The sequence below is a fragment of the Edaphobacter modestus genome (genome assembly GCF_004217555.1).
Classification (GTDB): Bacteria; Acidobacteriota; Terriglobia; order Terriglobales; family Acidobacteriaceae; genus Edaphobacter; species Edaphobacter modestus.
In genome coordinates this window covers 1,070,117-1,088,277 of sequence record NZ_SHKW01000001.1, presented here as the reverse complement: position 1 = coordinate 1,088,277, position 18,161 = coordinate 1,070,117, and the positions used below count along the sequence as shown (strand labels likewise).

The 18,161-nt window shown below is 59.4% G+C and carries 12 protein-coding genes; 6 read left to right on the top strand and 6 right to left on the bottom strand.

Annotated features, from left to right (window positions below):
• Positions 1-146: 146 nt before the first annotated feature.
• Genes BDD14_RS04520 through truA form a run of 3 tightly spaced genes read right to left on the bottom strand, consistent with a single transcriptional unit; the run spans position 147 to position 3,220 of the window.
• The gene (locus BDD14_RS04520) at positions 147-1,070 is read right to left on the bottom strand and encodes a DMT family transporter (RefSeq protein ID WP_130417754.1); all 924 of its coding nucleotides are present in this window, start codon (positions 1,068-1,070) and stop codon (positions 147-149) included.
• 54 nt (positions 1,071-1,124) lie between these two features.
• On the bottom strand, positions 1,125-2,399 hold the full coding sequence (locus BDD14_RS04515) for a M20/M25/M40 family metallo-hydrolase (RefSeq protein WP_130417753.1): 1,275 nt from the start codon (positions 2,397-2,399) through the stop codon (positions 1,125-1,127).
• Between the two features lie 14 nt (positions 2,400-2,413).
• Positions 2,414-3,220 carry a tRNA pseudouridine(38-40) synthase TruA gene (gene truA / locus BDD14_RS04510; protein WP_130417752.1) on the bottom strand — a complete coding sequence of 269 codons (807 nt, stop codon included), beginning with the start codon at positions 3,218-3,220 and terminating at the stop codon, positions 2,414-2,416.
• A 402-nt stretch (positions 3,221-3,622) separates the two neighbouring features.
• Between truA and BDD14_RS04505 the strand changes: the two genes are divergently transcribed.
• Both BDD14_RS04505 and BDD14_RS04500 read left to right on the top strand, forming a co-directional pair.
• Positions 3,623-5,767 carry a TolC family protein gene (locus tag BDD14_RS04505; protein WP_341273290.1) on the top strand — a complete coding sequence of 715 codons (2,145 nt, stop codon included), beginning with the start codon at positions 3,623-3,625 and terminating at the stop codon, positions 5,765-5,767.
• 113 nt (positions 5,768-5,880) lie between these two features.
• Entirely contained in the window at positions 5,881-8,034 is a 2,154-nt protein-coding gene (locus tag BDD14_RS04500) for a thioredoxin domain-containing protein (RefSeq protein WP_130417751.1), read from the top strand.
• 65 nt (positions 8,035-8,099) lie between these two features.
• Here BDD14_RS04500 and BDD14_RS04495 read toward each other — a convergent pair whose 3' ends face one another.
• The gene (locus BDD14_RS04495; RefSeq protein ID WP_130417750.1) at positions 8,100-9,041 is read right to left on the bottom strand and encodes a mechanosensitive ion channel family protein; all 942 of its coding nucleotides are present in this window, start codon (positions 9,039-9,041) and stop codon (positions 8,100-8,102) included.
• 99 nt (positions 9,042-9,140) lie between these two features.
• Here BDD14_RS04495 and BDD14_RS04490 point away from each other — a divergent pair, with 99 nt between their 5' ends.
• Positions 9,141-9,542, top strand: coding sequence for a hypothetical protein (locus tag BDD14_RS04490; protein WP_130417749.1), 402 nt, complete (start codon positions 9,141-9,143; stop codon positions 9,540-9,542).
• 14 nt (positions 9,543-9,556) lie between these two features.
• Here BDD14_RS04490 and BDD14_RS04485 read toward each other — a convergent pair whose 3' ends face one another.
• A complete protein-coding gene (locus BDD14_RS04485) occupies positions 9,557-11,137 on the bottom strand; it encodes a S8 family peptidase (RefSeq protein ID WP_242617735.1) in 1,581 nt (526 codons plus the stop codon).
• Positions 11,138-11,372: 235 nt separating this feature from the next.
• Between BDD14_RS04485 and BDD14_RS04480 the strand changes: the two genes are divergently transcribed.
• The 3 genes from BDD14_RS04480 to BDD14_RS04470 all read left to right on the top strand — a co-directional run bounded on the left by BDD14_RS04480 (position 11,373) and on the right by BDD14_RS04470 (position 17,486).
• Positions 11,373-13,682 carry a sodium-translocating pyrophosphatase gene (locus BDD14_RS04480; RefSeq protein WP_130417748.1) on the top strand — a complete coding sequence of 770 codons (2,310 nt, stop codon included), beginning with the start codon at positions 11,373-11,375 and terminating at the stop codon, positions 13,680-13,682.
• Between the two features lie 249 nt (positions 13,683-13,931).
• Positions 13,932-16,118 carry an alpha-ketoacid dehydrogenase subunit alpha/beta gene (locus tag BDD14_RS04475; RefSeq protein ID WP_130417747.1) on the top strand — a complete coding sequence of 729 codons (2,187 nt, stop codon included), beginning with the start codon at positions 13,932-13,934 and terminating at the stop codon, positions 16,116-16,118.
• Between the two features lie 111 nt (positions 16,119-16,229).
• Entirely contained in the window at positions 16,230-17,486 is a 1,257-nt protein-coding gene (locus BDD14_RS04470) for a DUF1501 domain-containing protein (protein ID WP_242617734.1), read from the top strand.
• Positions 17,487-17,732: 246 nt separating this feature from the next.
• On the opposite strand, the gene BDD14_RS04465 is transcribed toward BDD14_RS04470, so the two are convergent.
• Positions 17,733-18,158, bottom strand: coding sequence for a DoxX family protein (locus BDD14_RS04465; RefSeq protein ID WP_130417746.1), 426 nt, complete (start codon positions 18,156-18,158; stop codon positions 17,733-17,735).
• Positions 18,159-18,161: the final 3 nt, after the last annotated feature.

The following is an 18,161-nucleotide window of genomic DNA, read 5'->3' as shown; positions in this document are numbered from 1 at the left end:
GAGTTAAGTATAGTCCCCGGAGGCTTGGGAGATGCTGCGTCGCTGCCGAGTTCCTTCCGTGTTTAGACGCGAAGAGGAGGCAAAAGTATTCCTCAACATAGGCAAGATTAGGACAGATCTTGTGGACCGCCGGGCTCGTGCACTTTCTACAGCGGATGTTCCGATATGGGTGAGGGGGAAGGGAGAAGCTCTGTGAGCAGTATGCCAGTCAGGATCAGGAGCGCCCCCGTGAGGGAGCGGGAACTGAGGCGTTCGCCGAGAAAGAAGAATGAGGTTAGCCAGGCGAAGACAGGCTCCAGGGTAAGCAGAAGAGCTGTATGTGCCGGGGGAAGATGTTGCTGGGCCCAGCTTTGGATCGTAAAGGCTGCCGCCGTGGCGAACAGACCCGTGATCACGACAGCAACGACCAGGCGGGGCGTTATCGAGAGAGAAACGGGGCCTCCGAACGGCAGCGTGACCGCCATGATCAAGGCGGCGACCAGGATCTGCAGCGTTGCGAGCTGAGGAATGGGCACACGGGGCGACGTGTGAGCCAGTGCGAGCAGGTGTCCGGCAAAGGCGATTGCGCACAACAGAGTCAGCAGATCCCCGGGGCCGATGGAGCTGAAGAGATTCGACCACCTTGTTCCCGTGGGGGTGGTGAGAAGCAGCAGCCCACTGAAAGCAAGAAACGCTCCGAGGACGGTAACGATCCCCGGAGCGGGAGCCGATTGAGGACGCAGCCCAGGGATCGCCGTCAAAAGCGGAACGAAGACTACGACAAGACCCGTGATGAAGGCGGACTTCGCCGCTGTCGTTCGGGCCAGCCCGGCGGTCTGAAACTGATAACCGGCTGCAAGGAAGATGCCGACGATCGCCCCGGCCGCGACGGTTCGGCGGGAGATCTTGCGGAGCTGGCGATGATTCATGATCGCCAGAGCCATTGCAGCCAGGCTCATGCGAAGCAGATTGAAGAGCAGGGGGGAGGCATCGTGCAGGGCATCCTTTACCAGCACAAAGGTGAAACCCCAGAGGGCAACGACCGCGAGAAGCAAGAGGTGCGCGAGCGCAGATGGAGTGAGTCGGGACAAATGGCTCCTGAGAGGTGCAGATCTATCTCAAAGATAGCGGAGGCCGCGACGACTTCAGGGCTCTCGCGGGACGGCGGCGTCGGATCCCGCAGCCGACCATTCGAGCGCGAGTTGCGGCGCAATCTGCGTGGACGCGAGTAGAAGAAGAAGAATGCGACGCAGGGCGATCTCCCGGCCATTCGGGTCATACCACTCTTCGAGAGTGTGGATGCCGCCGCCGGTTCCACCGGTTCCGATGGCAAGCGCGGGAACTCCGAGCGAGAGTGGAAGATTGGCATCGGTCGATCCCAGGCGCAGCTCCGTGTTGAGGTTGAGATGGCGGTCGACGGCGCGAAGGGTCGAGATCAAAGACGAATCGTTGGACAGGGCGGCGGCGGGGCGGTCGCCGATGGGTTCCAGCAGAAGGGTTGGCGGATGGGGTGTCGATGCGAAGGGGGCGACAGCCTCGTCGGCGAGGCGGCGGATTTCGACGGCAGCCTGATGGAGAGGGTGGGCCTCGCTCGAGCGAAGTTCGATAAGAGCGCTGGCGGAGGAGGGAATCGAGTTGACCGATGTTCCCCCAGAGATGAAACCGACGTTGAGAGTGGTAAGGGGAGCGGAAGGGAGCGGAAGGTCGGAGATGGCGGTCAGCGCGCGGCTAAGCAGAAGGATGGGGTTGGGTGTTCCGGCATCGGACCACGAGTGGCCGCCGGGGCCTGCAACGGTGAAACGGAAGCGCAGGCTGCCGAGTGCACGGGTCACTACAGCCGTGCCGCTGCCCTCCAGAGCGATGGCTGCCGCTATGCGGCCGCGATACGGGCCATGCTGGAAGAGATGACGCATGCCGCGAAGGTCGCCCTCGCCCTCCTCTCCGACATTTGCGGCAAACAGAATCGTCGCCGGAGGATTGATGCGCGCATGACGAAGGGCAGCGGCGAGTGCCAGCAACGCGGATAGCCCCGCCGCGTTATCGCAGACGCCTGGACCGTGGATACGCGAACTATCGGTTCGCTCGATGGGCTCGCATGGTGTGCCTGCGGGAAATACGGTGTCGAGATGCGCCGATAGCAGGATCACCGGCGAGGCTGAGTCGGAATCGCCCTCGGGCGCGAGCTCGGCCAGCGCATTGCCTTCGTCGTCCAGGTGAACATTCGCGAGCCCAAGCGAACGGAAACGCTCTAGAAACCAGGCTGCCCGGGGTTGTTCTCCAAAGGGCGGGGCGGCGATTCGAACCATCTCGAGGAGCCAGCGGCGAACCTGCGGCTGGTGCAGGTGAAGCCAGTGAAAGGCTCGATGCACCGCGGTAAGGGCTGCCAGATTGGAGATGCGTTGATGGGCGGAGGCAGACATTGGTTCTTTGAAGGTTAGCGCGATTCGTCCCCGGGCCCGTAATCGACAGTGACAAGAAAGAGTCCCTGGGGAGGAGCGGTTGGGCCGGCGGCCGATCGGGATCGAGCAGCAAGGATAGCCGGAAGGGAGGTAGCGGGAGTGCGTCCCCGCCCGACGTCGATGAAGGTTCCAACGAGATTACGCACCATGTGGTGAAGGAAGCCGGAGCCGGTGACACGATAAATGAGCAATTCGGATTCGAGATTCCAATCGGAGGCAAAGATGGTGCGAATCGCAGTCCTCCCAGCGGGCAGGGAGGAGCATTCCTCCCCCTCCGCACCACCGCGAGCCGCCAGGTCGGGATCTGTGGCGGCAAAGGAGGTGAAGTCGTGGGTGCCGATAACGTTCCCAGCGGCCTGCTGCATGGCGGAAAGGTCGAGAGGCCAGGTGCAATTCCAGACAAACGGGGCCAGCGTCGGGGGACAGATCCGCTGTGGAGAGACACGGTACTCATAGGTCTTGCGCCGTGCGCTGTGGCGAGCGTGAAACTCCTGCGGGATGGAATCGACGGATAGAATCCGGATACTCGCAGGCAGGATATGGTTGAGAGCGCGCTGCAGATTCCCTGCCGGAATGGGAGATTCCAGCACGAAGGACGCAACCTGCGCCAGCGCGTGAACTCCAGTATCGGTGCGGCCGGAGCCCTGGGGGAGCACCCGTTCGCCGGTAATATGGTGCAGTGCCACAGCGAGAGTGCCTTGAACGGTAGGCAGGCCAGGCTGTATCTGCCAGCCGTGATAGGGGGTGCCATCGTAGGCAATCGTGAGCTTCCAGTGAGGCATGGGACAGATTGGACGGTAACACGGCGGGTGCGGGAAATGGGACGGGATCGGGTCCGGGCAAGGTTCTAACGCCAACTAACAAACGAAGGTTGCTATACTTAGCGGGCTACGAAACAGAAATTTTTCGGGCAGCCCCCGGAACGAAATGGCGCCGGTGTGCGTATCAGTGCCCAGTCGTACCTTTTCTCGAACACATCAGCAGGGAGTAACCAGCGGGTCATCATCTTTAAAGAGTCCTAAGCAAGGCACTGTGCGTCTTTAGTAAAACACTGGAAAGTAAAAAGAACGGTCGCGCCCCGTCCTCGGTCGTGATGGGGCTGACAAGGGAAAGTATCCCGGTGAGCTCTCTCCCGAGTGGGGGAGTGCCCGGTCAGAATCAAAGGGAAGCTTGGAGATCGCATCGTGAGACTAAGGGATATGCAGGCAGCAGCGTGCATCGGACTGCTGCTGATGAGCGTGATTACACAGCCGTTGGTGGCGCAGCAGACGAACGTACAGCCGCAGACAAATCCTCAGCCCCAGACCCAGACCAGCCCGACCGCTCCTGCACCAGAACAGCCGGTGGTTACGGACACAACGGGTACACCTGGCCTTCCACAGGCTCCTCTGCCCAAGCCGACCGAGCCTTTCTTTTTGAGGGACACGGAGGTGGACTATACCAAGCCGAAGAGCCACTTGTGGAACCCGATCGCACCCTACACCGCGACCAACGTTCCCCAGGCGCGCCTTGGAAATACCCCCCAGTTGGATCAGCTGGTGCGCGACGGCAAGATCTACCTGAGCCTGAATGATGCGGTCACCCTGGCGCTCCAGAACAACTACGACATAGAGATCGCAAGAATCAATCTGGATATCGCCGACACCGATATTCTCCGGACCAAAGCCGGCGGCACCATTCGCGGTGTCAACACCGGTCTGGTGCAGGGAACGATCGGCGGAACGACGCAGACGGTTACGGGCGGCGGCGGCCCCGGTGGCACGTCGACCGCAGTCGGCGGCGGAGCAGCGGGTGCTACAGGTATCGTTTTGAGCACCAACGGCGGCGGTCCGCTCCCTATAAATCTGGACCCTGTGTTGACCGGACAGCTGCAATATGAGGCCGCCAATACTCAACAGACGACGACCTTTATCACCGGTACCGATACGCTGCAGCAGAATACCGGCACGTATAACTTCGGTTACCAGCAGGGATTTATAAGTGGGACGACGTTCAACTTCACCTTCAATAATTCACGTTCAACAACCAACAGTATTCGTTCCAATTACAGCCCGCAGCTGAACTCCCTGTTTCAGGCCAGAGTCACGCAGAATCTGTTGCAGGGCTTCGGTCCGGGACTCAACGGGCGTCTCATGCTTCAGGCGAGGAACGACCGTCGTATTACGGACTCGGCCTTCCGCCAGCAGTTGTTGTTTACAGTTACCCAGGTAGAGGACATCTACTGGGGCCTGGTAAGTGCTTATGAAGATGAGCAGGCAAAAGAACGGGCACTTGCGCAGTCAACACAATTAACGGCAGACAATCGCAGGCAGCTTGAGATCGGTACCCTAGCTCCGCTGGATGTAGTGAACTCCGATGCAGCCGTGGCGAGTGATAAACAGCTCCTGGTCGCTTCGCAGACCAATCTTGAGTACCAGCAGCTTCTGATGAAACAGGCGATCGCTCGCAACCTGAACGATCCCCAACTCTCGAACGCCCCAGTGATTCCGACCGATCGAATTAGCCTGGACCGTCTTCCTGAGGAAGATACCCCTATTGAAGATCTGGTAAGGCAGGCTTATGCGAACAATCCGCAGATCGAACAGGCCGCGCTGAACATGAAGAACAACGAGATTACGATCAAGGCCTTCAAGAACAATCTGCTTCCGACGGTGAATGCGTATGCTTTCTACGGCGGGTCGGCACTGGGTGGTCAGCAAAATCCAGTCGTGACCTGTTCGGATCCCAACACTGGCCTCCCGATCCCTTGCAACATTCCTCAAAGCGGTTACAGCGATGTCTTGGGTAACACCTTTAATGGCAAATACCCGGACAAGGGGGCAGGCGTCAACATCAACATTCCGCTGCGCAACCGCATCGCACAGGCGGATCAGGCCCGTTCGCAGATGGAATATCGTCAGTCGGAGATGCGGCTGCAGCAGCTCTACACGCAGACACGGATCAATGTGATCAACGGGCAATACGCTTTGACCAACGACCGCGCCCAGGTGCAGGCGGCGCAGGCCTCGCGCGATTTCGCGGTGCAGAGTTTGGATGCGGAACAGAAAAAATACAAGCTTGGAGCTTCGACAACAGCGCTGGTTCTGCAGCAGCAGAGGAACCTGGCAATCGCCGCCAACAACCTGATCTCGGCGACAGCGGTCTACGCAAAGGATCGTGTGGCGCTTGGGCAGCTTCTCTCCACTCTGCTGGATAAGTATGGCATCAACATTGTGGATGCCGCGACGGGGAATATCACCCATCCGCTGGCGATTCCCGGACTTACCGCGCCGAAGCCACAGGAGACGCCGCAGCCCCTGTCGACCGCTCCAGCCGCTCCTCCGCAGTAAGCTGAGAGCGACGTTTGTACGAGAGCCCGGACGATGTCCGGGCTCTCTTGTTTGTACACGAAGTGAGCGGGCCACCAGAGATTTGATCGCCATCGCTGCACTACACTGAAGGTATGAGTGAAGGACACAAGACACCGTCGGAAAACGCACTTGCAAATGCAGCCTCCGCCTACCTGCGATCCGCAATCCATCAGCCGGTAAACTGGCACGAGTGGGGTGAGGAGGCCTTTGCCCGCGCCAGGGCCGAGGACAAGCCGGTCCTTCTGGATATCGGCGCCGTGTGGTGTCACTGGTGTCATGTCATGGATCGGGAGTCCTACGAGAATCCCGAGACGGCAAAGCTCATCAACGAACATTTTGTGGCCGTGAAGGTGGACCGGGACGAGCGTCCCGATGTCGATACGCGTTATCAGGCTGCTGTCTCGGCTATAAGCGGACAGGGAGGATGGCCTCTGACCGCCTTCCTGACTCCTGATGGGAAGCCCTTCTTCGGCGGAACCTACTTCCCACCCGAGGATCGGCATGGCCGGCCCGGGCTCCCGCGCGTTCTGCTGACGATGGCAGAGGCCTTCCAGAAGAAGCGAGGAGAGGTGGACGACTCCGCCGTCAGTGTGATGGCCGCGATCGAGCATAGTGAATCATTCATGGGCCGGGCCGGTAATCCGGGGCCCGAGCTGGTCGCCAAGCTGATCGATTCGGCGTTGAAGCAGTTCGACGCGCGGTCGGGAGGCTTCGGGTCGCAACCGAAGTTCCCCCATTCCGGAGCCATCGATCTTCTGCTCGACGTCGCATCGCGAGGTTCTTCGCTGGCCGCTCCAGAGACAGCCGATCAGGCAAAGACGGCGGCGCTGGTGACGCTCGAGAAGATGTCTCGCGGAGGAATCTACGACCATCTGGCCGGAGGATTCCATCGGTATTCGGTCGATGACCGCTGGGTGGTTCCCCACTTTGAAAAGATGGCATACGACAACAGCGAGCTGCTGAAGAACTATGCCCATGCCTTCCAGAGCTTTGGCGAGCCAGAGTGCGCACGTGTAGCGAAAGAGATCATCCGCTGGATGGACGAATGGCTGAGCGACCGTGAGCACGGGGGCTTCTATTCCTCGCAGGACGCAGATTTCTCGCTCGATGACGATGGCGACTACTTCACCTGGACCCGCGAGGAGGCTGCAGCCGTTCTCACACCTGAGGAGTTCGCGATGGCCGGAGCGTTTTACGATATTGGCGAGATCGGGGACATGCACCACAACCCGGCGAAGAATGTGCTGCATGTCCGGACGACGTTCGAGAACATCGCCAGGGCAAACGGCATCGGGTTCGACGTGGCGAGAGATCTTCTCGCATCGGCAAAGACGAAGATGTATGCCGCGCGCCAGAAGAGGCCGATCCCATATATCGACAAGACGATGTACGTCGGCTGGAACGGGATGTGCATCTCGGCCTATCTTGAAGGGGGGCGAATCCTCGACCTGCCCGAGGTTCGCGACTTCGCCTTGAAGTCTCTGGACCGCGTGCTTGCATCTGCGTGGGACGATACCGGGCTGGCGCACGTCGTCGCCTATGGAGAAGGTGTCGGTGGTCAGCGGGTTGCGGGATCACTCGAAGACTATGCCTTCCTCGGCAACGCCGCGCTCGATGCGTGGGAGGCCACTGGGGAGATGCGTTATTACGACGCCGCCCAAAACATCGCGGAAGCACTCGTTACCCGTTTTTATGACAACGTTGGTGGCGGTTTCTTCGACACCGAGATGGCGGCCGCGGGCCAGCAGAAGCTAGGCGCTTTGACCGTACGAAGGAAGCCACTGCAGGATTCGCCCACGCCGGCGGGAAACTCCATTGCGGCTACATTGCTGCTTCGCCTTGCAGCCCTCAACGACCGTGACGACTACACTGCGAAGGCACTCGAGACGCTCGAGACCTTTGCCGGAATCGTGGAACACTTCGGCCTTTTCGCAGCCAGTTATGGTCTCGCGCTGCAGCGCATGGTGAAGGGACCGGCGCAGATCATTATCCTTGGCGAGGACGCACAGGCACGCCAGCTCGAGACGGCTGCGCGCTCGCCCTATGCGGCTAATAAGAGTGTCATTCGTCTGCGAAGAGAGCAGCTCAGCTCGCTTCCTCCATCGCTAGCAGAGACACTCCCTCATCTGCCCGGCATCAAGGATGGATCGTTGGAGAGCATAGCCGTTGTTTGCACCGGAAGAGGGTGTCTGCCTCCAGTAAAGACAGTCGAAGAACTGATGGAATCCCTGACTCGAACTTTGTAGGACGCTGTGACTCGATTGTCGCGCGCGCAGATTTCGTTCTGGACGACATTGCAAAAGGGCTGATGTTACCCCCCGAGTGTCGGAGCTGCCGGAGGTGCAGTGGGATCAGCCTTCTGCTGCATCACCAGCATGTTCGACGAGATGCCCAGCGGGATGCCTTCTTTTTCGAAAGCCAGGATGATGCGGCGGCGAAGCTCACGCAACACGCCGTCCCGTTGATTCACGCGAACCCGGATATTGATGGGATAGATGACCTCGCGGCCGCGAATTTCGTTGACTCCAAGAATCTCCGGGTCGGATATGACGACATCTTTGAAGGCGGAGTCTCCGCGAACCCCGTCCGCCAGCTTTCGAAGCAGATCCATAACGTGGTCCGGATTGGCGCTCGCATCGACTGAAACCGAAAGCTGCGCGACGGAGAAGTCTCGTGACTGGTTGGAAACTGTTGCAATCTGGCTGTTGGGAATGACGTAGAGCGTGCCGTCTCCATCGCGAAGGCGCGTGCTGCGCAGGGAGAGATCCTCGACGGTGCCCTTCAAACCGGCAATGGCGACCACCTCGCCGACGTTGTACTGATCCTCCAACAGAATAAAAATGCCGTTCAGCATGTCCTTGAAGATAGACTGTGCACCCAGGCCGATGCCCACACCGAGAATTCCCGCGGACGCCAGAAGCGGTTCGTAGGGGATGCCGAAGAGAGTCAGAATCTGCAGGAAAGCCAGGAAACCAATGACTCCAAAGGAGGTAGCTCGCAGGATTGACGCCATTGTGCGCATCTGCGCCGCGCGATGAAAGTTGCCCACCTGCTGCGCCGCCCGCCGCTGCAATCGTGTTACGAAGAACCGAACGAGCCGCAGAAGTATAAAGGCGACAATAAGAACAGCAACAAGTTGCGGCGCCTTATCGCGAACAAAGACAACAACATACTGATGCCATTGGTTGGAAACGATGTAGGAGAGACGTTCTTCCTGGGGTGTTCCTTGCAGGGCCGTGGCCAGATGGAGCATGATACTGGCATCTCGCTTTCGCAGTGGAGTTGTGTCCCTCCAGCATGCAGGAACTTCACGATTGGATGCAATTGGCGAAGGGCGAGAGGAGGAGGCCGTATGAAGAGACTACGGTTCACCGGCACGTGGATTTTGGTTGCCTTAGGAAGTTCGCTGGTAGCTGGGCAGGGCCAGAGGCAAGGCGGTACTCTGCCTCCAATTCAGCAGGTCCCTTCCAGATCCAATTTCCCTCCGATGGGGGCAACCGGGCCGATGGGGAGTGGCGATCCATCGGCAGGTCCGGATATTCTCGGCTCGCGCATAGCCGAGCAGCAGGCACGCTCGCGGAATAACGAGCGTCAGAGGCGGTTGGAGTCGGACACCGACAAGCTGGTGGGTCTGGTGAACGACTTTAAACAGCAGCTTCAGGACGAAAAGCAACTCTCGCCGGCCGATGTAAGCAAACGAGCCGAGGAGATTGAAAAACTGGCCCGAAGCGTCAAGGACAGGATGAAAGGCTGATTCTGCCGTTATGGTTATGGTTGCGTAAAGTACGCAGCCACGCTCACCTGTGGAAACGGCAGAGTCGAGGTTCCCGGTATGGCCGTGGATCGCAGCGTATCGACGATGGTGGCGGCGGGCCAGTCCGGATGGGCGGCACGCAAGAGGGCGGCGGCCCCGGCTACCAGCGGAGCAGAAGCGCTGGTCCCGATAGCCTGAACGTATGCAGCATGGCCGAGATTGAAGCATCCGAAGCTGTGGGCGGAGTCAGAAGGCATTCCCGACAGCGTGCCCGGAAGCCCGGAACTGCAGGCTCCGCGCACCCACCCGCTGACATCCATGTCACCACCGGAAGGATAGCTTCCTCCTGGAGCCGCGAGTGCATTGAGCGGCGCTCCATAGTTGCTGTAGTAGGCGAGCGAAGACGGGCCCGCCACGCAGGTCGATCCCGCACTGATGTTTTCCGTGCATTCAGGATTGGTTGACGCGACTACGGCAAGCACGCCGCGAGACTGTGCGGGAATCTCGACATATCGAGGGTTGGTAAGGTTGGTCCCGTCGTTGCCAGACGCCGCTACAAGAACCGCACCTGCCTGAGCGGCCGCATAGGTAATGCGGTCAAATGCTGTCTTCGTTCCAGCTCCGTCGCCAGTCGAGAGATCGAGCATCGTGCCAAGCGACATGGAGATGACGTCGGCATGGTTGGCAATCGCATCGTCGATCCCCTGGATTACCCAGCTCAGCAGGCCACTCGCCTCTCCAGCATTGCAACGAGCCTGATCGCTCGTTCCGGTTGTCGCGGGCATCCGTTCCAGCACCTTGATGTTGAGCAGTGTTGCTGCGGGCGCAACTCCCACGGTCTTCCCGCTGCCGGGGCCCAGCGCTGCGGCAGCAAGGGAAGCGGTCCAGGTTCCATGCCCGTCCTGATCCTGGGGCGACCCGCTGTCGCACACGCTGGGCAGCTCGGCCGGGTTGACGTCCGAGAGATTCAACGCGAGGTTGGGCGCGATATCTGGGTGTGAGGCGTCCACGCCACTGTCCAGAATGGCGATGCGGACGCCTTGGCCTCGTGTCGTATCCCAGGGCCCGTGGATCGGGCCTCCGGGGATGCTGCCGCCGTAGCCGCCTACCTGGCGCACGGCCCATCCCTGCGGCGAGTTGTAGTAGGTGTCGAAACTGGAGGCACCCACCGCAACCGAGAAGATGGAATCCGCTACTGGCTGCACGCGGAGATGGTGCGCGGTCACGATCCGATCGTGGAGCACAAATTCCACGTCCGGCTGCGCAGCCAGAAGGCGCATGGCCGCTGCATCGTCTTCGGTCGCCGCTTGCGCGGACGAGCCCGCCAGCCTGGGATGCGAGGTACGCTGAAGCGTCTGAATGGCGGCGATACCAAATCGTGCGTGCCGCTCCATCAAGTGTGCGCCAATCGCCTGAGCACGGGCGTCTGCATCGGAGGGCACAATGCCGTCCCGATAGACCACCAGATACCGATTGGGAACGATCGCATCCGCCGATGCATTTACCGATGTACTCTGCGACGACTGAGAGAAGAGTCCTGGCGCGGCCGCGAGCAATGCGCAGAGATGGAGACGGCGAAGGAAAGAAGCGGGCACGAACAGCACCTCGATCGTTTGGGCTGATCTTCTGATCGGCAAAAAAGAAACTCGGCGTAGTCGGCGCGAAAGAATGTGTTATTACTTTGGTTTATCAGGCAGGCTCGGGTTTGAAGAACGCATCAGGCCCTGCATTGACCCTGTTTGAGGCAGCATGCTCTAATTGGCCGCTCTGCGGAGCCAACCCAGGAAAGTCCGCTGAAGATGCAGATTGCTGATTCAAGGAGACCTTTGCATGCATGCAGTAAGCCTTTTGGCTATTTTGTTTCAAGAGCAGGTTCCTTACACACCTGCGACGGGAGATGCAAGTGATGGGCGGATATGGCTCTGGATCGCGCTTGGGGTAGGAATGCTTGCGCTGGTCGCAGCCGTAGCTCTGGCCCGCACCGTAATCGCTGCTGATGCCGGAACCGCGGACATGCAGGTGATCTCAAACGCCATCCGCGAGGGCGCCGAGGCCTTTTTGAAGCGCCAGTACCGGACGATCGGCGTGATTGCAATCATCCTGGCAGTAGTACTCTTCATCGGCTATCACATGTCGGATCGAACGGCGCCTTACGCAGTCAAGACGGTGGTGAGCTTTCTGACGGGAGCGATCTGTTCTGCGCTCGCTGGATACACGGGGATGTACTGCTCCATCCGCGCCAACATCCGCACCGCCTCGGCGGCTCGTACGAGCCTGAACCTGGCCCTGCAGATGGCACTGCGCGGAGGCGCAGTCACGGGACTGGTGGTTGTTGCGCTCTCGCTACTTGGTATCGGAGTACTGTTTCTCCTCTTCGGTGGTCTTGAAAATCCCAGGGCTGTGCCGTACCAGCTGGTGGGCTTCGGCTTTGGGGCGTCCCTTGTGGCGCTCTTCGCCCAGCTCGGAGGCGGCATCTATACCAAGGCCGCGGACGTGGGCGCCGATCTGGTAGGGAAGGTGGAGGCCGGAATACCGGAGGACGACCCCCGCAATCCCGCAGTAATCGCGGACCTCGTTGGAGACAACGTCGGCGATTGTGCCGGCCGTGGAGCCGACCTGTTCGAGTCCACTGCCGCCGAAAACGTGGGCGCGATGGTCCTCGGCGCTGCCCTGTATCCCGTCTTCGGCATCAAGGGAATCCTCTTTCCCCTCATCGTGCACGCGGTCAACCTGATCGCCAGCATCGCCGGCGTCTTTGTGGTGAAGTGCAGTGAGCACGAAGATCCCATGCACGCACTCAACCGCGGCTTCTATCTCACGTCGGGGCTGGCTCTGCTCGGCTTTGCGGGCGCGGTATACACCATGCTGAACGGACCGGCGGTCGAACCTCTCTGGCTCCTGGGCTGCGGTGTTATCGGTCTGGCGACGGCATTCCTCTTTGTGTGGATCACTGAGTACTACACAGAGTCGATCTATCGTCCGGTAAAATCCATCGCCGAGGCTTCGCTGACCGGACCGGCAACCAACATCATCAGCGGTATCGCCGTGGGCATGGAGACCCCGGCAGTTCCCGTCATTGTCATCTCGGCCGCGCTTCTGCTCAGTTACTACTTCGGTGTGCGCGGGCTGGCTGGCATCGTCGGCATCAGCGAGTACGAGAAGGGCATCTACGGCACTGCCATCGCAACGATGGGCATGTTGAGCTGTGCTGCCTACATTCTCGCGATGGATACCTTCGGTCCTATCACTGACAACGCCGGCGGCATCATTGAAATGTCGCATCAGCCGCATGAGATTCGCGAGCGCACCGACAAGCTGGACTCAGCGGGCAACACGACCAAGGCGCTTACCAAGGGATACGCCATAGGGTCGGCATCCCTGGCGGCGTTCCTCCTCTTCTCCGCATATCTCGAGGAGATCAAGACCATCGTCACCGATAAGGTTTTGAGCGCAGGGGGCTATATGCCCGCAGGATGGAGCTTCACCGATATCAATCTCGCTCAGGTCCCTGTCTTCGTCGGCGCGCTGCTGGGTGCGATGCTGACCTACCTGTTCAGCTCGCTCGCCATCAAGGCTGTGGGCCGTACTGCGCAGATGGTCGTTCAGGATGTAAGGGCACAGTTCCGTGAGAATCCGGGAATTATGGCGGGGACATCGAAGCCGGACTACGGTCGCTGCGTCCACATCGTCACCGGGGCCGCACTGCGTGAGATGGTCGTCCCAGGTCTACTCGCGGTTGGATTGCCGGTGGCGGTCGGGCTGATCTTCCGGCACCTCAGCCCCAGCTATCACGCCAATACGACTGTCTATGCCCCCGGAACCATTCTTCCTGTCCCGGCGATTGCCGGTCACGCCGTTAACCTTGCCGGAGCGGAGGCGGTAGCCGGCCTGTTGATGGTGGGCACGATCTCCGGTGTTCTCCTTGCCATGCTGATGAACAACGGCGGCGGCGCCTGGGATAACGCGAAGAAGTTTATCGAGACGGGGCAGTATGGCGGAAAGAAGAGTGAGGCACACAAAGCAGCCGTCGTTGGCGACACGGTGGGCGATCCCTTCAAGGACACCGCTGGCCCCAGCCTGCACGTGCTCATCAAACTTCTGGCGACCATCACACTGGTTCTTGCTCCACTGTTTGTCTAGAACAACCCAGGTCGATGGTGAGATCTGACGAAACTCAGGATCTCGCCATCGACCTGCCCTCACAGCCAACGCAGGTGTCGCAGGTCCCGTATACCGGTACTCAATTTTTTAGAGTCCAGCGTGAGAGAGTGTTGACATCATGGCTTGGTTTCGCTTATTCCTGTGTGCCCGGTGCAACTCAATTCGGTTGCATAACCGGTACAATCTTCTTCGGGAGCGTGAGTTTCGCGCTGGCCCAGGATAAAGTGCATGGCCCGTCAATCTGGAAGTGGAGTTGCCGAAAAGAAGAAGGCTGCTGGTGCAGTAAGCGGAACCACGCTTACGCGGGGGCAGCTGGTTGAATTCTATCGGCTGATGTATCTTTCCCGGCGAACAGACGATCGCGAGATCGTTCTCAAACGTCAGCAGAAAATCTTCTTCCAGATCTCCTGTGCGGGTCACGAGGCTTTGCTGGTGGCGGCAGGTATGGCGATGCGGCCGGGCTACGACTGGTTCTTTCCGTACTATCGCGACCGCGCCATCTGCCTGGCTCTCGGCAATACCGTCGAGGACCAGTTCCTGCAGGCCGTCGGTGCAGCAAGCGATCCGGCAAGCGGAGGACGTCAGATGCCATCGCATTGGTCCAGTCCGAAGCTGCACATCGTCAGCCCGTCTTCCTCGACTGCGACCCAGTGCCTGCATGCCGTCGGTTGCGCCGAAGCGGGACGCTATTTCGCCAAACATCCTGAAGCGGCCGCAAAGCACGACGGAGAGTATCGCCAGTTCAAGGACGTCGTCTTTCATGGCGATGAGGTCACCTATGTCTCGATCGGTGAGGGCTCAACCAGTCAGGGTGAGTTCTGGGAGGCATTGAATACGGCGAGTAACGGCAAGCTGCCGGTTCTGTTCGTCGTGGAAGACAACGGTTATGCCATCTCCACGCCGGTGGAGGCGAATACTCCCGGTGGAAACATCTCGCACCTGGTGGCGAACTTTCCGAACTTCCACTTCGCCGAAATTGACGGCACCGACGCTATCGCCAGCTACAACGCGATGGTTGAGGCCGTGGGGTATTGCCGTGCAGGCAAGGGACCCGCTCTGGTGCACGGACACGTCATTCGTCCCTATTCGCACTCGCTGAGCGATGATGAGCGACTCTACCGCACCGTCGCAGAGCTTGAGGCGGACGCCTTGCGCGACCCGATCTCACGTTTGCAGATGTGGCTTCTCCGTGAGGGAATTCTGGACGCCGAAGCGATCAATCGTCTCGAACGGCAGGTCGATGAAGAGGTGCAGCGCGCCGCGGATAAGGCTGTCATGGCCACGCTCCCCACTCCCGACACCATCCTGCGTCACGTCTACTCCGAAAACCTGACACCGATGGATCGGCGTTTTGAGCGGCAGCCGGAGATCACGGCCGACCGGAACGAACGTACGATGGCTGACCTGATCAATCTCTGCCTCAAGGACGAGATGCGCCGCGACGACAGAATCGTCGTCTTCGGAGAGGATGTCGCCGATGCCACACGCGATCAGCCGCTGCGAGAAGGCAAGCTGAAAGGGAAGGGAGGCGTCTTCAAGCTGACCTCCGGCTTGCAACTCGAATTCGGCAACGATCGTGTGTGGAACTCGCCACTTGCTGAGGCAAACATCGTAGGCCGCGCCATCGGTATGGCAGTGCGCGGACTAAAACCCGTCGTCGAGATCCAGTTCTTCGACTACATCTGGCCGGCGATGCACCAGATGAGAAACGAAATGGCCGTCCTGCGCTGGAGATCGAACGACGGCTTCAGCTGCCCGCTCGTGATGAGGGTTCCCATAGGGGGGTATCTCACCGGCGGCTCCATCTATCATTCGCAGTCAGGCGAGAGCATCTTCACGCACACGCCCGGCGTGCGCATTGTGATGCCCTCGAACGCACTCGACGCTCTGGGCCTTCTTCGTACCGCCATCCGCTGCGACGATCCCGTCCTGTTTCTCGAGCACAAGCGCCTCTACCGTGAGACCTTCGGCAGGGCAATCTATCCCGGCCCGGACTATACGATTCCGTTCGGAAAGGCGAATGTCGTGCGGCCAGGAAAAGACATTACGGTCGTGACCTATGGCGCTGTGGTTCCGAGAGCGCTGCAGGCCGCACAAAAGATTCATCGTGACAAAGGCATCGATGTGGAACTGATCGATCTGCGAAGCCTGGCCCCCTACGACTGGGAGACCGTCACCGAGAGCGTGCGCAAGACCAGCCGCGTCATCATCGCCCATGAGGACATGATGAGCTGGGGCTATGGTGCCGAGATCGCAGCGCGCATTGCCGACGAGCTCTTCCACGATCTCGATGCCCCCGTGCGTCGCGTGGCTGCCATGGATACCTTCGTCGCCTATCAACCTCTTCTCGAGGATGTCATTCTTCCGCAGTCCCACGACATCTATGAAGCAATTGCCGATCTCGCCGCATTTTGAATCCAGGATGTGTGTGAAGATTGTTGGGCCTGGCGAAACATCCGCCCGGAGATGGAGTTGTTAAGACAAGGACTTTAGCAATCGGCACTGACTGCTTCCACGAGAGGTCTCATGGCGAATCCATCCATCACAAGACGGGGTTTCATGAAGGACGGCGCACTAGCGCTGGTTGGAACCTCCGTTATCCCCAGCTTCCTTGCGCGCAGCGTGATGGCACAGGCAACTACAGCGGCGGCCAACAATAAAAAGCTGATTGTGCTGTTTCAGCGGGGAGCGGCCGATGGATTGAATATTGTCGTGCCCTACCGCGAAAAGAACTACTACGCCATGCGCCCCTCCATCGCGATCCGCCAGCAGGAGGTGCTGGACCTGGACGGCTTCTTCGGCCTGCATCCCGCCCTGGCTTCGCTCAAGCCGCTGTATGATCAGCGCCATCTGGCGATGGTGCATGCCGCTGGATCGCCTGACATGACCCGCTCCCACTTCGACGCGCAGGATTATATGGAGAGTGGAACGCCAGGAGTGAAGGTCACTGCGGATGGCTGGCTCAACCGGGCGCTGCAGGAAGAAGATCGCCATCGGGCTTCGTCACCCTTTCGTGCCGTGGCTCTCGGGGCTCAGTTGCCCAGAACGCTTGAGGGGCGTGTGCCGGCGATCGCAATGAACCACCTGAAGGACTTTTCCATTGCAGGTCAGGGCCAGCAGGCCTCGCCGATCAGCAATGCCTTTCAGGCCATGTACGACTCCAGCTCAAACTCCATCCTGCATGGCACCGGCCGGGAGACCTTCGAGGCCGTCAAGATGCTTAGGGCGGCAGACCCCTCAAAATACCAGCCGGCGACTGGGGTGACCTACCCAGGAACCTCCTTCGGCAACAGCCTGCGGCAGCTCGCCCAGCTTTTGAAGTCCAACCTCGGTGTGGAGGCAGCGTTTTCCGATATTGGAGGGTGGGATACCCATCAAAATCAGGGAAATAGCCAGGGACAACTTGCCAATCGGCTCCGCGAGTTCTCCGACTCCATCTCCGCCTTCTGGAAAGATATGGATGGCGACGCTGGTAATGTCACTTTAGTTACCATGTCGGAGTTTGGCCGTACCGCTCGCCAGAACGGGACCGGGGGAACTGATCACGGACATGCGAATGTGATGTTCGTTCTAGGGGGAGATGTAAGAGGTGGAAAGGTCTATGGTCAGTGGCCTGGACTGGATAACGAAAGGTTGAACGAAGGCCGGGATCTTGCTGTAACCACAGATTTTAGGAGAGTCCTTGGAGAAGCGGCGGCACATTCGCTTGGAAGCCGGAACCTTGATCTTGTCTTTCCTGGGGGAGCTCTCGAACGTTCCGGGTTCCTCGGGATTCTGGGCTAGCTAAACCTCGCTACCCGCTTCTGGCGTATCCCGTTTTTAGAATACCCTCCAGTTGCATATTCAAAAAAATGTAAGAAACCCACACAACTTTTCATTGCCCTTGGCGTCTTATTGGATGTAGCACATAAACGCCGAGGTTAGCGGTCCCCACAGCTTCGGCTTCACCTATCCGCAACAAACTCCCCCACCCAATGTGAGGCCTCCAGTGTATCGGGGGCCTTCTCGCCTTTTATAATCAGGTGGTTGTCAGGCAAAACCGAGTCGTCGGTCCAGCGAGCACACCCCAGCTCCATAGAAAAGCAGCATAAGCGCGATCACCATCAATGCCATGGAGTACTCGGAACCGGCGTATCCGTGATGCCGGTTGACCATGACGACCGCGACGAGCATGTTGATGGCCAGGAGGAATGCAGCGAACCGGGTAAAGAGTCCCAGAAGAATGAGGATCCCGCCGAAGAATTCCGCGAGCGCAGAGACAGTTCCCATCCAATATGGAAGTCCCAGCGAAGCCACAAAGCGGCTGTGGTGTTCGATCGCAGCAAAGGTATTTCCGCCATGAAATCCTCCTGCGGGGATTACCTTGCCATAGCCGTGATAGACCATTGCGGCCCCGAGGACCAGCCGGAGAAAAAAAGCGCCCCACGGCTGCAGATTATTCAGTGATTTAGACATAGT